At 45.5% G+C, this 14,730-nt stretch carries 14 protein-coding genes; 7 read left to right on the forward strand and 7 right to left on the reverse strand.

Annotated elements, in window-relative coordinates; translation table 11 throughout:
- The 6 genes from lolB to ychF form a co-directional block, all read left to right on the forward strand.
- A partial coding sequence (gene lolB / locus LJ740_RS02970; RefSeq protein WP_229527568.1) for a lipoprotein insertase outer membrane protein LolB occupies positions 1-550 on the forward strand: 550 nt, incomplete at its 5' end.
- Between the two features lie 10 nt (positions 551-560).
- Positions 561-1,418: a 4-(cytidine 5'-diphospho)-2-C-methyl-D-erythritol kinase gene (ispE, locus tag LJ740_RS02975; protein WP_229527569.1), complete on the forward strand. Its 858-nt coding sequence runs from the start codon at positions 561-563 to the stop codon at positions 1,416-1,418.
- A 176-nt stretch (positions 1,419-1,594) separates the two neighbouring features.
- Positions 1,595-2,542 (forward strand): ribose-phosphate pyrophosphokinase, encoded by a 948-nt coding sequence (locus LJ740_RS02980; protein ID WP_229527570.1) that lies wholly within the window; start codon positions 1,595-1,597, stop codon positions 2,540-2,542.
- A 215-nt stretch (positions 2,543-2,757) separates the two neighbouring features.
- On the forward strand, positions 2,758-3,384 hold the full coding sequence (locus LJ740_RS02985; RefSeq protein WP_229527571.1) for a 50S ribosomal protein L25/general stress protein Ctc: 627 nt from the start codon (positions 2,758-2,760) through the stop codon (positions 3,382-3,384).
- 5 nt (positions 3,385-3,389) lie between these two features.
- On the forward strand, positions 3,390-3,971 hold the full coding sequence (gene pth / locus LJ740_RS02990; protein ID WP_229527572.1) for an aminoacyl-tRNA hydrolase: 582 nt from the start codon (positions 3,390-3,392) through the stop codon (positions 3,969-3,971).
- Positions 3,972-3,993: 22 nt separating this feature from the next.
- A complete protein-coding gene (ychF, locus tag LJ740_RS02995) occupies positions 3,994-5,085 on the forward strand; it encodes a redox-regulated ATPase YchF (protein WP_229527573.1) in 1,092 nt (363 codons plus the stop codon).
- A 108-nt stretch (positions 5,086-5,193) separates the two neighbouring features.
- On the opposite strand, the gene LJ740_RS03000 is transcribed toward ychF, so the two are convergent.
- A complete protein-coding gene (locus LJ740_RS03000) occupies positions 5,194-8,778 on the reverse strand; it encodes a pectate lyase family protein (protein ID WP_229527574.1) in 3,585 nt (1,194 codons plus the stop codon).
- Positions 8,779-9,212: 434 nt separating this feature from the next.
- Here LJ740_RS03000 and LJ740_RS03005 point away from each other — a divergent pair, with 434 nt between their 5' ends.
- The gene (locus tag LJ740_RS03005) at positions 9,213-9,635 is read left to right on the forward strand and encodes a DUF6326 family protein (RefSeq protein ID WP_229527575.1); all 423 of its coding nucleotides are present in this window, start codon (positions 9,213-9,215) and stop codon (positions 9,633-9,635) included.
- Positions 9,636-9,645: 10 nt separating this feature from the next.
- On the opposite strand, the gene LJ740_RS03010 is transcribed toward LJ740_RS03005, so the two are convergent.
- The 6 genes from LJ740_RS03010 to LJ740_RS03035 form a co-directional block, all read right to left on the reverse strand.
- The gene (locus tag LJ740_RS03010) at positions 9,646-10,776 is read right to left on the reverse strand and encodes a helix-turn-helix transcriptional regulator (RefSeq protein ID WP_229527576.1); all 1,131 of its coding nucleotides are present in this window, start codon (positions 10,774-10,776) and stop codon (positions 9,646-9,648) included.
- A 95-nt stretch (positions 10,777-10,871) separates the two neighbouring features.
- Positions 10,872-11,618 (reverse strand): CPBP family intramembrane glutamic endopeptidase, encoded by a 747-nt coding sequence (locus tag LJ740_RS03015; RefSeq protein WP_229527577.1) that lies wholly within the window; start codon positions 11,616-11,618, stop codon positions 10,872-10,874.
- Between the two features lie 101 nt (positions 11,619-11,719).
- A complete protein-coding gene (locus tag LJ740_RS03020) occupies positions 11,720-12,322 on the reverse strand; it encodes a class I SAM-dependent methyltransferase (protein ID WP_229527578.1) in 603 nt (200 codons plus the stop codon).
- A 41-nt stretch (positions 12,323-12,363) separates the two neighbouring features.
- Complete coding sequence (locus LJ740_RS03025) at positions 12,364-12,966, reverse strand: exopolysaccharide biosynthesis protein (protein ID WP_229527579.1); 603 nt, start codon at positions 12,964-12,966, stop codon at positions 12,364-12,366.
- Between the two features lie 157 nt (positions 12,967-13,123).
- A complete protein-coding gene (puuE, locus tag LJ740_RS03030) occupies positions 13,124-14,032 on the reverse strand; it encodes an allantoinase PuuE (protein ID WP_229528029.1) in 909 nt (302 codons plus the stop codon).
- Between the two features lie 5 nt (positions 14,033-14,037).
- The gene (locus tag LJ740_RS03035; RefSeq protein ID WP_324255586.1) at positions 14,038-14,685 is read right to left on the reverse strand and encodes a TetR family transcriptional regulator C-terminal domain-containing protein; all 648 of its coding nucleotides are present in this window, start codon (positions 14,683-14,685) and stop codon (positions 14,038-14,040) included.
- Between the last annotated feature and the right edge of the window lie 45 nt (positions 14,686-14,730).

Genomic DNA, 14,730 nt, shown 5'->3' on the forward strand with positions numbered 1-14,730 from the left:
ACTGTTGCTTTCAGCCTGTGCGACCAGGCCTGAAATACGCTTCCAGGATGCCTCTGTAGCCGGTAAGTTTCCGCAACATTGGACCATAGACGGTCGCATTGCGTTTAAATCTCCGGAAGAAAAATTCAGCGCCTCAATGACCTGGGAACAAGATGATCAGGACTACTTGTTGAGATTGTCGAAACTCATTGGTGGTACACTGCTGACCATGCAAAAAACGGGCGAGCGCGTGCTGCTGGAAGTAGACGACAACACATTTACCGACAGCAATGCCACACGTCTTATTTATCAAAATACCGGATGGAACATTCCGGTTGACGATTTAAAATACTGGATTTCTGGCCGTCTTAACCAGGCTGGTGCTTCCGTGAAGGCTGTTCAGCGGGACGAGAATGGCAGGCTCTGGTCATTTACCAGCCAGGATGGTTGGCGAGTCAAATATCAAAACTATAAGGTGTTTTCTGGCACAGCGCTGCCCCACAACATTTTACTGAGTCACAATAAACTGCAATTAAAAATCCGCATTAGCGAATGGCATTTTAAAGGTTAACAAATTAGCTATGTTCCTATCCCGACACTGGCCCAGTCCGGCAAAGCTCAATTTATTTCTGCATATTACCGGTCGCCGCTCAGACGGTTATCACGAATTGCAATCGCTGTTCCAGATGTTAGATGTAGGTGATGAACTGCACTTTAATATCACCGACGATCCTGAAATTTTACTGTTAAGCCACTTTCCCGAAGTACCCCATGAGCAAAACCTGATTGTCAGAGCCGCCAAACTTCTGCAAACATTTTGTGGTGTCTCAAAGGGCTGCACAATAGAAGTGGACAAAATATTGCCAATGGGCGGCGGTATCGGTGGGGGCTCTTCCAACGCGGCCACGACGTTAGTGGCCTTAAACCACCTTTGGCGATGCAATCTCACCAACCAACAATTGCAACATCTGGGGTTGCAACTGGGTGCCGATGTACCGGTATTTATCAACGGTAAAACCACGTTTGCCACCGGAGTTGGCGAGCAGTTTCAGGCAGCGCCAGAAACACAGCAAACCTTTCTGGTAGTAAACCCAGGTGTACATGTATCCACCGCGGAGGTTTTTACTGATCCGGAGTTACCCAGAAATAGCGCGCTGCTCGACACAGCTCATTACCGTTTTGAAGACACCCGCAATGACTGCCAGGCACTGGTTTGTAAAAAGCATCCAGTTATTGCAAATACGTTACAGTGGTTGTTACAATACGCGCCGTCAAGAATGACGGGAACAGGAGCCAGCATATTCGGTGTATTTAATCACCCTGAAGATGCCCAAAAGGCGCTGCATGATTTACCTGAACATTGCTCAGGTTTTGTCGCTCAAGGGTGTGTCGAATCGCCTTTACACAAGCGGCTAAGTCAGGAACTTCCCGAATTTTAAAACCGAGTTGGCAGCAGGTTTTTACCATGATTATCTGGCGAAAATTCACGCTTACCCGACCATAACACAATTACATTAACGGAGTTGTTGCTTTCAGGGTCGGGACATTAGCTTTTACTATTTCTCCCCCTATGTTAGATCAACAGGCTCCACCTACTTTTCTGAGGAAAAACGTAGTGCCCGATATGAAGCTTTTTGCCGGTAACGCGACGCCTGACCTGGCTCAAAAAGTCGCTGACAGACTATATACTAAATTAGGTCACGCCAGCGTTGGCCGATTCAGCGATGGTGAAATCAGTGTCGAAATTCATGAGAACGTCAGGGGAGCGGATGTGTTCATCATTCAATCCACTTGCGCGCCTTGCAACGATAATCTGATGGAATTGATTGTTATGGTAGACGCGCTGCGCCGCGCATCTTCTGGCAGAATCACCGCGGTAATCCCCTACTTCGGTTATGCCCGTCAAGACCGTCGAGTTCGCTCTGCCCGTGTGCCAATTACTGCAAAAGTGGTTGCCGACTTTCTATCTAACGTCGGTGTTGATCGCGTACTCACTATCGATTTACACGCTGAACAGATTCAGGGCTTTTTCGACGTACCAGTAGACAATGCTTTTGGTACGCCAATTCTGTTAGAAGACATGCGCAAGCGCGACTTTAACAACCCGGTTGTAGTGTCTCCTGATATTGGCGGTGTGGTAAGAGCACGTGCTGTTGCCAAGCTAATGAACGATATCGACCTGGCGATCATCGATAAGCGTCGTCCAAAAGCCAACGTAGCTCAGGTAATGCACATTATCGGTGAAGTAGAAGGCCGTGATTGTATTATCGTCGATGACATGATTGATACCGGCGGCACTCTGGCAAAAGCTGCAGATGCATTAAAGGCCCATGGCGCAAATCGCGTATACGCTTATGCCACCCACGCTATATTCTCCGGCAATGCCGCCAGCAACCTGGAAAACTCAGTAATTGACGAAATCGTTATCACTGACAGTATTCCGTTATCTCCGGCCATGCAAAAAGTCAGTAAAGTTAAACAACTTGGCTTGTCCAAAATGTTAGCCGAAGCCATTCGTCGTCTGAGCAACGAAGAATCTATCTCGGCAATGTTCGAGCATTAATATTGCTATGAGTGGTCTGCTGCAGACCACTCTTCCCCGCCCTGCACATTAATCTCCATAAATATCAAACTATTGATTGTGCTACCCCGTTGCTAATGTTAGAATTCGCCGCCCTTTTTTGAGGGTAAGCACAGCTGTAATTCCGCAGTGAAGTGCGTTCGACGAAAATTTTGGTCGCGAAGTTTTCGTAATTTTAAGATTTATTGGAGTAATTTATGCCAGAAGCAATTTTTAATCTGGATGCAGAAGTCAGAACTGACTTAGGGAAAGGTGCGAGCCGCCGCCTTCGTCACGCTGATAAAGTTCCTGCGATCCTGTACGGTGCCGACAAAGAGCCAGTTTCATTAACTTTAGCTCATAACAAAGTTTTCCAGGCGCAAGAGTTTGAAGCTTTTTATTCTCACGTTTTAACACTGAACATCGGTGGCGAGAAAGTTGAAGCTTTGGTTAAAGACATGCAACGTCACCCATACAAGCCTAAGATCATGCACTTAGACTTTTTACGTGTAGATGCATCACACGCTTTAACTACAAACGTTCCTTTGCACTTCGTGAATGAAGAAGCTGCACCTGCGATCAAAACTGACGGCGGTCACGCTGAGCACCATATTGCTGACATCGAAATCAGCTGTTTGCCTGCTAACCTGCCAGAGTTCATCGAAGTTGATCTGATGGATGTTGCGTTAGGTCAAACTGTTCACCTTTCTGATCTTAAATTGCCAGAAGGTGTTACTTCAGTTGAGCTTGCTAAAGGTGAAGGCCATGATGTTGCAGTTGTAACTATCAAGGCTGCTAAAGGCGGTGCTGCTGAAGAAGCAGAAGAAGAGACTACAGAGGAATAATCTGCTTGTCAGATATTCGTCTTATCGTGGGCCTGGGAAATCCGGGCCCCGAATATCAAAACACACGCCATAATGCGGGCAGTTGGGTAGTAGAACAACTGGCTCGACAATCAAACATTCCCCTTAAAGCTGATAACAAATTTTTTGGTTTAACTGGTCGAGGCATTATTGCCGGTCAGGATGTTCGCTTGCTTATCCCCACCACTTATATGAATAAAAGCGGTCAATCCGTCGGTGCGGTAATGCAGTTCTACAAATTACAACCAGAGAATCTGTTAGTGGCTTTTGACGAGCTGGATCTCGAACCTGGTATCATCAAATTCAAAGTCGGTGGTAGTTCCAGCCAAAACGGCATTCGCGATATTGTCAAAGCACTTGGCAATAACAAAGAATTCCTGCGCTTGCGCGTTGGCATCGGACACCCAGGCTCCCGTGATCGGGTAACCGGTCACGTGTTGGGTAAAGCCTCGGCGGAAGATCAAAATAAAATGGATGCAGCAATAGACGAAGCGTTGCGCTGTATCGATATACTGTTTAAACAAGATATTAAAGCCGCAATGAATCGCTTGCATTCATTTAAAGGCTGACTCTGCTTATAAAGGAAAAACAATGGGTTTTAAATGTGGCATCGTTGGCCTACCGAATGTAGGTAAATCAACTCTGTTTAATGCACTCACCAAAGCGGGTATCGAAGCGGCAAACTTTCCGTTTTGTACAATCGAACCAAACACCGGTGTTGTGCCGGTACCGGATCTGCGTTTGGACAAGCTGGCTGAAATCGTCAAGCCACAAAAAGTGATCGCCACTACCATGGAATTCGTGGATATTGCCGGATTGGTTGCCGGGGCGTCTAAAGGTGAAGGTCTGGGCAACAAATTCCTGGCCAACATCCGTGAAACTGATGCTATTGGCCACGTTGTACGTTGCTTTGAAAACGACAACATTGTGCACGTAGCGGGCAAGGTTAGCCCTCAAGATGATATCGAAGTTATCAATACCGAGCTGGCTTTGGCAGATTTGGAAACCACCGAAAAAGCGTTAATTCGCGTTGGTAAACGCGCCAAAGGTGGTGACAAAGATGCCAAATTTGAGATGACAGTACTGGAAAAAGTTAAGCCTCATCTGGATGAAGGTAAAGCACTGCGTTCACTTTCTCTGAGCAAAGAAGAAGCTGCTGCGATCAGCTACATGAACTACCTTACGCTTAAGCCAACTATGTACATTGCCAATGTGAATGAAGACGGTTTTGAAAACAATCCGTATCTGGACAAAGTACGTGAAATTGCAGAACAGGAAAACGCGGTAGTGGTGCCTGTTTGTGCTGCTATCGAATCCGAAATTGCCGAGCTGGAAGACGACGAAAAAGCAGACTTTATGGAAGAAATGGGCCTGGATGAGCCTGGCCTTAACCGCGTAATTCGCGGTGGTTACAGCCTGTTAACCCTGCAAACCTATTTCACCGCCGGTGTAAAAGAAGTGCGGGCCTGGACTTACCCTGAAGGTGCAACTGCCCCACAGGCAGCCGGTAAAATCCACACGGATTTTGAAAAAGGGTTTATCCGTGCTGAAGTGATTGGCTACGACGATTACGTTGCCTGCAATGGAGAATCAGGTGCTAAAGAAGCCGGAAAGTGGCGTCTTGAGGGTAAGGATTACCTGGTTAAAGACGGTGACGTTATCCACTTCAGATTTAATGTTTAATCTTAAAAGTTTATTTAGAAAGGCGGTTTAACACCGCCTTTCTTGTTTTAAATATCTAACACCACGCTGTTTGCCAACGCGGTGCTTGTTACAGGTAAAAGCTAAACCCTACTGGCAGGAGCCAGGCGCTGATGCCAGGATATTGCTTTTCCCTTCGGTGTAAGCCGATACCCATGGCGTCTTACTGCCCTTACCGGCTGTAGCCAATACATAGTCTCGCAGCTCTGTTTCTGCAATCTGACGATTGGCATTAATGGTGTTTTGTGAAGCACCATCATAGTCCGCAAACATATCTGGACCATTGCCTTCGGTGACATCCAGGGATGCAAAAGCCCCTGATGTCGTGCAATTAGCGTCGGATTCGTAAACATAACTTCCCGTCACTTCCAGATTACCGTCCCGCACTGCATCAGTGAATAGCTCCACTTGCCAGTCAGACAAATCGTCTCCCTTTGAGTTAACTACAGGGTTCATAAACAGATTGTTTTCCACCAGCGCACTTCCGCCAACACGAATACTCATGACATCTTTGCGATAACCATAAAACACATTGTTGAACAGGTGGCTTTGTCCTCGACGCAATAGCGGTACACGACGCATCGTATTGTAGGAACTGGCACCAAAATTATCGTCTGTAGTAACAAACAGATTGTTGTGGATGGTAGTGGTGATCTGTGAATTGATGGCCCGACTATCACTGGAACCATGTAACGCAGCGCGCTTAACATTCACCAGTTTACTGAAGGACACAGTAATATCATAAGCACCAACCTTCACATCAAACGCAGAGTCGCCGGTAGTGTCAAAAGTATTTTGATGTATCCAGATATCGTGCGATTCACCTGTAGAACGAATCATATCCGGGTCCAGATCATGATCTTCTGTATGCCCTACACCAACAAATTTATTATTGGTAATGATGACGTTTTCGGACTGATGGGTAGATGCACCGCTACTGTCTGCACCAATTTTAAAGCCGTTAAACACAAAGGTTGCATTGGCACCCCGACCATCAATGGTGGTGTTGCTGTCGATGAGATAGTTTCGTATTGGCAAACTACTGTCGTTGAGCTCACTATTGAAAAAATCCACCAAACAATCGCCCGAAGACATGCCTTTGGCTGAGCAATAGGCTTGCGGATCCCGACAGGTTGCCTCATCTACACCCAGCGCACTTTGCAAGGCAGGGTCAGCGCAGTAAGGACGGTACATCATTATGGAAGTTTCGTTGGCGAAGTCTTCTTTGTCGAAAACAATCCAGTTGTAATCATCCGATGAAATAGCCGCCAGAATTTGATCTTCCGGTGACTGATTGGTGATCACCACCAGTTGACTATTTCCTGCCGGATTGTAACCGCCCGTCGCTGCCGCACCATAACCTACCGGTGAGCCCAGAGAATTGGCCAGACAGGCAACGATTTCCTGGTCGGTTTGCAATGAAGACTCACGCCAGTTAATCGCATCATTGTTTATCAGTTCTGCACAATCAGCGTTGGGGTAATTCACCACACCATCGCCATTGTCACCGCCATTACCTGGATCTGGGTCCGGAGTAGGATCTGGGTCAGGAGTAGGATCGGGATCAGGCGTTGGGTCCGGATCGGGCTGTGGATCGGGATCGGGTTCCCCTTCTGAAACAGTGGCCAGATAAGTTTCAAATTCAGTCACCCTGGGTGTGCCAGATGCCGACTCAATCACAAAACTGACTTTACTCAGATTAACCTGGTCGAACAGAATATAGTCCCCAACACCATTACCTGAAGCCAAATCGCTACCTGAATCATGATTTACCAGGGTCCAGTCACCGATTGTGCCCTCTGTGCCAGCATGTTCAAGAATGCGAACCGCGTTGATCGGCGCGGATAAATTCTTAACTGAAATGGTTCCCGTAGTGCCGGACGGCGACCAGTAGGTGCTTAAGTCTCCATCTCGGACGTTGCCATAACTGGTACCGCTTCCTTTAGAACTACCGTCAGAACCCGCACCAATCGAATAGTTTTCGCTGGTAGAGGTTACCTCACCTTCACCGGTGCCCGGCTCTTCTGGTGGTTCAGTGGGTTCTTCAGGCGGATCAACAGGGTCCTCTGGTGGATCCACTGGCTCCTCCGGTTGTTCTGTAGGCTCATCCGGTACAGTACCTGTCGCCAGATAGGTTTCAAATTCTGCGACCTTGGGTACACCAGAAGCCGAATTGATCACAAAATTCAGTTTGTTCAATGTTACTTCACTGAACTGAATGTAACCTGCTCCGTTTCCGGTGGCCAGCACGGCTCCGGTATCATGGTTTTCCAATGTCCAGTCACCTATGTTTCCTTCAGAGCCAGCAGCTTCAATAATATTGACTAAATTTACCGCTGTATTGAGATTTTTAACTGAGATTCTTCCGGTACTGCCCCCCGGAGACCAGTAGGTTGTCGTATCGCCATCGGTAACATTGCCATAGCTGGTACCACTGCCCTTTGAGCTACCATCCGCACCGGCGTTTAATGAATAGTTTTCGCCGGTTTCAAACTCACCGGGATCCGGGTCTGGTGTTGGATCAGGATCAGGCGTCGGATCGGGATCAGGCGTTGGATCTGGGTTTGGATCAGGATTATCTCCACCATTTGACGTTGAACAATTACCATCAGACACGGCTAAACCGGTATTAGCACCGGCACTGGCCAGCACAATGGCTTCTACACAGGATGCATCATCCAGCTCATAAACATAAGGAATACTGATACTGGTAGTGGAAACAGGATTAGGGCCAGCTGGATGGTTATCATCTGAATCCGCAGTCCAGGTTACTGAAGCATCAAAAATGTTGCCACTGACATCCCAATATCCCATGTCATTGGTATAAAAGGTTCCTAACGGATCTTTGGCATTTTCAAAATAGTTGTTTTCAGCCTTGATCTCACCACCGATTCTCGGGTTCATACCCGATTTGTTTATACCACTATACACATTGTTATAGGCATGAGCGGTAGCGTGTCTCAACAGTGGTGTTCTTGAATCAATGTTGTCATACAGGTTGTGGTGATAGGTTACCGGGCCATTATTATCATCACTGTCACTGGACCCAACCAGGCCACCCCTTCCGGAGTTTCGTAAAATACTGTAAGACAAGGTGATATATTTACTGGTGTCTTTTAAATCAAATAACGCATCGTAACCATCGCTTTCACCGCCACCAGCTTCAAGCGTAAGGTGGTCAGCCCAGACATTAAATACATCAGATTCCATACCGATGGCATCACCGCCATTGGATGTGGGCGAACCAGATTTTTTAACATTACGGACATGCAAGTTCTGCAAAATTACATTCGATGCATTGCGTAAATGAATACCCAGTTCATCAAAAAGCGCCCCATTACCAACACCGATAATAGAAATATTGCTCACATCTTTAATTTCTATCTTGTCATCTGCAGTGTTACAACTACCAGACACTTTCGAAGTATTGCCATGATTAATGGTACCCTCAACATGAATAATGATTGGAGTATCATTAGCCGCCCGGTTACACAATGCGGCGTGGATCTCGGTCCCCGTGGTTGCATACACCACACTGCCACCTGCTCCACCGGTAGTTCCGCCATTTAATGAAGCAAAGCCACCAGCATCTGCCCAAACCACGCCAGATTGCGCGGATAAAAGTAAAGCAATTGCCGAGCTCAATAAACCCGGTTTTCTCTTGCCTATGTTCATTTGTATTTACCTTAAATAATTATAAATTAAGTTATCTTTGGCATACCTTGATATCCCGACACATTTACCAACCCCAAAATGCCACCGGTAGCAACTTGAGCTAAAAATAAATGCCACCGGTGGCATTTATTGTAAAAAATCAAAGGCGCGTAGGCCTTTCTGTTGTGTCTATTGATAACTTTGTGATTGACGGTTGCTTACAGGCAACCACTCTACATCCTTGATTACATCCCAGTAACATCCCATTAACATGCAAAGTTATAACCTATAGTCCCGCCTAAGGTCAAATAATAACCCCATTTTTTTCTGTTTCATTGCTGAAGTTGCTAATTTACATTTAAAAATGTCAAAAACGAGTTCGAATAGGCCCATTCAGACGACAACATTACTCAAATGATAGAACTTCTAGTCGAATTTAATTAATTAGGAGTGATATGAACATGATTGAATGGGATGGCAACCGCAAGGGTTTATTACCCTTACTTTGGGTTTTTCTGACAGTGAATTATATTTATTGCGATGTGTTTACTTTGCACCTGGCTAAATATTTAGAAGCATTTTTATCCGGTGACGTAGGTGGAATGCATATTACCGAGGAATTTTTACTGGTTTTTGCTTTCATCATGCAAATTCCGATGATTATGATCCCGCTGTCCCGGCTTCTCAGCTACAAACTAAACAAATATGCCAACATCATTGCTGGAGTGATTACCACCGGGGTACAAACCTATACCGTCTTTATGGGAGGCACACTGCACTATATGTTTTTCAGTTTTTTTGAGATTAGCACGGGGTTAATCATTATTTATTTAGCGATTTCATGGAAACCGAGTGCAATTGAAGGAGAAACAACATAGCCAGGTAATATTATTGGTTTAGTGAGTTTCGATAAACTGACGGGCTATGTCCCGTCATGTTTTTAAAGGCGGTGTTAAATGTGGATTTAGAGTTGAAACCGACATCAAAGGCGATAGTCGTGATTAATTTGTCACTCTGCGCTAATTCCCGCTTTGCTTCTTCCACCCGATAACGGTTGACGAACTGAAAGAAACGCGTATTCAGATGTTGCGATAAGGTCTCTGAAATATGGTTTTCTGTCTCTGCAATTGCCTGAGATAACCTGTTCAGCGACAAGTCGTCTTGCAAAAACAACTTGTCTTCAACCATAGCCCTGTGAAGTTTGGAAGCAATTAATTGCATCTTCTCACTGCTGATAATGGCTTCGCGAGGCTGACTGGTGCGAGGTGCGCCTTTTTCAGATTGCTCTAATATTTTCTGTGCCAGCGATTTTTGAATAAAAATTCCCAGGGCAATAACTTCAAGTGTTGGCAGCAGCTTACCAGAGCCAACCCACAACCAACCCATCGCCCCCGCCATAAACTCCACTGAAAACAGTAGCCATACGGCGCCCCAAACCCACAAAATGGATCTAAACCAGGCTAGTGAATTGTGCTCTATCTCAGAAAACCGCTCCATAAGTTGTTGCACGTGAGCGCTATGCAATTTCAGCGATAATATTAGAAAAACAGCGGTAAACACGATAAATGTTACGGTGCTAAACAAGCAGGTAAATAAAGCAATGCGCCACAATTCTGGATCGCGTGTGGCAGGACTTGCCAGTGCCAGCTTTTCTGCCGGGCTAATCAAAAACATAAAGGGCAACATCGCCACAACCACCAAAATCGGACCGGCAGCAGCTAACCACAAAATCTTTTTATCTACGGCTTTTTCAGCAGACATAGTGGCATGAGCATAAAGATACAAAGCTGGTCCCAACAGTAATCTGAAAGGTAATTGCAACCCCGCCAGACCGGGCGCATAAACGTAGGCACCGGAATAAATGAACAGTTCACCCAGCAAATGGACGAGCAATAACACAAACAGTCCCTGAAGATAAAAGTTTTGCTTTTGTGCTGGTCTTTTAAAAACCTGCAACAAGGCCATTAACACCATGCCCAACATGCAGGAGTATAAAACTGTGGGAAACAGATCTATCATTTCATGAAGCTCAATGATTTTTTATTGTTTTAAATACATATTGATTAATATCATCTAAATTTTGAATTTATTTCTAATAAGGCTAGACAAGTATCTTAAAATACAGCGGTCAGACAATGTAATACTAGATCCAGACTAAAATGCGCAACTATGGCAGAAATAAGTCCATAACGCCAAAAGCACCAGCCATATAAAATAGAAACGCAGGTATTTCCTATAACGGTACCCCAAATAGCAAACGCATCGGTTACCCCATAAGACATCAGTTGGGGAAGATGGGCTGTCCCAAATAAAATACCCACCACTAATATTGTCCAAAATACTACGACATCAGTTAAAGTTTTTTTTAGGAGCAGGTTTTGTATGGCAAACAAGAGTAACGTCATTAATCCAAGCCTGAACCAAATTTCTTCCCCAACACTTGCCCCAAGAGACACGAGGAATCCACCGATAACTCCCCTAAAACCATATTCTGGCATCTCATCGGGCAAAGCGGAATCACTTCCCCAGCGAATTGCCAACAGGAATGCGCCCAAGGCAATTCCGTTTATAAACGCAAATTTCACCCCTCTCTGTAGCCCGTTAGTTTCAGATGTTCTCTCGCTCACTAAGCCAAGGCCCAGCTTTTTGCCGCATGTGAGCCCTACAAGCAATGCTGGTAAAGTGCATAAAGACAAGAATAAAAGGCTGGGTACTATAGTAACAATGAAGTCTTCATCAGAAACCATCTTTTCGTAAGCAATGTAACTGAACTGCGTTAACAAAGTGGCCAGAAACAAAAACATCAATTGAAATAGAAAATCACGGCGATTTTTATAAATGGATAACAAAACAGCTTCCATGACATTTATACTGGCTCTCAGGATAAAGAAATGACCACATAGCAACAAACAATAAGATGTTATTAAACGTAAATTTCGTAGACTGATAGACCACTCGAAAGCTAAGTGCCCTTTTCCACTACCAGATAGGTGTGTAATTCGGGATGCTGATCAAACTCCAGATGGCGAATGATACAACCGGCGTCCATAAACAGAGTTAAGAACCCATTTAAGCCCAACGAGGAATAATAAACTTCTGGCCCCATTGCTTTATTTTGATGGTCCCCTGCCTCTTCCGTACCACCAAAAGTAAAAATAAATACGCCATCGGGATTAAGTGCCGCAATAATCTTATTCAGCACTGGTTTTTGCATATCCAATGGAATATGCCAGATACTGTCCCACGCTGTGATGAAATCGTATTGCTGCGTTAAATTAAACTCACAGATATCTCCGTGATAAAAACACACATCAGGGTTGCGCTGACGAGCCAGCTCAATCATCTTTGCCGAAACATCTAATCCCGAATATTGATAGCCACGAGATACCAATAAATCAAGAAACCGCCCGGTACAGCCGCAACCAATATCCAACGCACTTCCCTCGGGTTGTGCAAAGCCCAGCGCTTTTTCATGGGCTGCAATACCATTCTGGCGATTAAAGGATTCTCGCTGCCACAAATGAGTAATTTGGTCGTAGGCTTTGCCTGTTTCAATTGGTTTCATTGCAGCTTTCTTTTACTTTATCGTTCTAAATTCTGTGATGCTTAAAAAACCAGGAAAAACAATCCGGTCATCACACTCACTCCCAGCAGCGCCGCTGCAATTTGCACTAAACCATCACGCTCTAACAATCCCAGTCCCATAATCATCAACACCAGAGCAGGTCCTAAATTGGTAAATGGTACCGGCAATGTGATAATGGCCCCCAACAAGGTAATGATAAAACCATTAATACGGTCAACAATAAAAGCTTCGGTGAATTGCCAGCGCGGTTTTAAAAAACGCTCTATCGCCCTGATTTTTGGCTCAAAAGTCAGTAAGGCTTTAGCCACACTGGGTCCACTAAGCGGGCGTTCCAGGATAAATTTGGGTAACCAGGCCTTAGTGCGCCCAAAGCTCATCTGAATACCCAGGCACATGATCAGGATACCAGCAAACAGGGATACAAACGGGATCACATTAAAAATAGACAGGAGTATCAGAAGCAAACCGAAAGTCCGATCTCCCATGCGGTCCGTCAACATTCGCAAAGTGATTTTTTCCTGACCGCACTGCTCAATCAGAGAAACAAGGACATCAGAGGTGCGAGTTCGCGGCGTCTCAGGAATGGTAAACAGCGTTTTGTCAGTATTTTTATTTTGCGTCAAACTACTTCACCAATGAGCTGTTCTTGTCCTGATTGTTCCGATTTTAGGTCAATTACACAGGTTCTACCAATTGCTAATGGCGATACTTGATATTGCCATACAAGGCTGCATAACGAGCGCAAAAATCAGACTGTTCAAGACGTAGCAACTCGTCGAACTAATCTTGGCAGTATGGATGCTCTGCCTGCCAGTGTCGGGCGATTTGCTCGCGGGTACACAGCCAAACGTGATCTTTGGCTTTTACATACTCTACAAAACGTTTTAAAGCAGCGAATCTGGCAGGTCTGCCAATGATGCGATTATGTAAGCCAATGGATAACATTTTAGGCTGCATCTGCCCTTCTTCATAGAGAATGTCAAAGGCATCCTTGAGATACTGATAGAACTGTTCCCCACTATTAAAACCCTGCGCGGTTGCAAAGCGCATATCGTTAGTATCCAGGGTATAAGGCACCATCAACAGGGGTTTGCCATTTTGAGTATCATAATAAGGCAAATCGTCCGCATAACTGTCTGCGCAATAGAGGATATCTTCTCGTTCGGCGATTAATTTCAGTGTGTTTGGGCTGGTTCTGCCTGTGTACCAGCCAACCGGCGCTTTGCCGGTTAACTGTGTATGCAGTCTGATGGCCTCATCAATTTGCTGGCGTTCCTGAGCTATGTCCATATCCTGATAATGAATCCAACGCAATCCGTGACTGGCAATTTCCCAGTCTGCCTGCAACATGGCCTGTACCGCTTCCGGGTTGCGTTGCATCGCCATAGTGACACCAAACACCGTGATTGGGATATGATGCTCCAGAAACAATCGGTGCAATCGCCAAAATCCGGCGCGGCTGCCGTATTCGTAGATGGACTCCATGGACAGGTGGCGATCAGGATAAGCCTGGGCGCCTATAATTTCTGAAAGAAATTTTTCTGAGTGGCTGTCACCGTGTAAAACGCAGTTTTCGCCGCCTTCTTCATAGTTAAGTACAAACTGTACCGCAATCTGCGCCCCACCGGGCCAATTGGCATCTGGCGGATTGGCGCCATAACCCTTTAAATCTCTGGGATAACTGGCCATAACTTTTATTCCGGTACTTTCAGGCCACAACTGCTCAAAATTGAGCGACACAGGTAATCGCCAACATCCTGGAAGCCTTTTTTATTCAACATCTTGCCATCCTTTAATATACTGATCTGAGCGGAGAAATCAGCGTAATGCTGGGTGGTAGCCCAAATCTGAAACATCAACATCGCCGGGTCCACATTGGCCATTTTGCCGTCCTGAATCCATTGCTGAATAATGGCAATACGAGATTGAAACCAGCTAACCATGCCGGCCTTAATTTCATCAGACAGTTGCTCTGCTCCTTTGATCATTTCCATCGCAAAGATTTTAGAGGCTTCGGGATAAGTGCGGGATATTTCCAGTTTTTCGCGGATATAACGCGACAAGGCGACCGCCGGATCATCCTGCGCTGTTGCGTGATCAAAACTGGAATTCCACAGAGACAAAATATCGCTCAACACGGCTTCATAGATGCCCTGTTTAGACTTGAAATAATAAAGTACGTTAGCTTTGGGTAATCCGGCTTTTTCTGCCACTTCCTGTACAGTTGCTCCCTGATAACCTTTAGTGGCAAATACAGTCACCGCAGCTTTAATAATTTTACCGTAATTTGCCTGTCTGACACTGCCCTTTACGTTCTTTTTGACGCTTTTTTGCACTAGCACTGATTCTTTTCCTCTATCGGTATTCCAATTTCTGATAGCGATGGC

The sequence above is a fragment of the Planctobacterium marinum genome, from assembly GCF_020687805.1.
GTDB classification, from domain to species: Bacteria; Pseudomonadota; Gammaproteobacteria; order Enterobacterales; family Alteromonadaceae; genus Planctobacterium; species Planctobacterium marinum.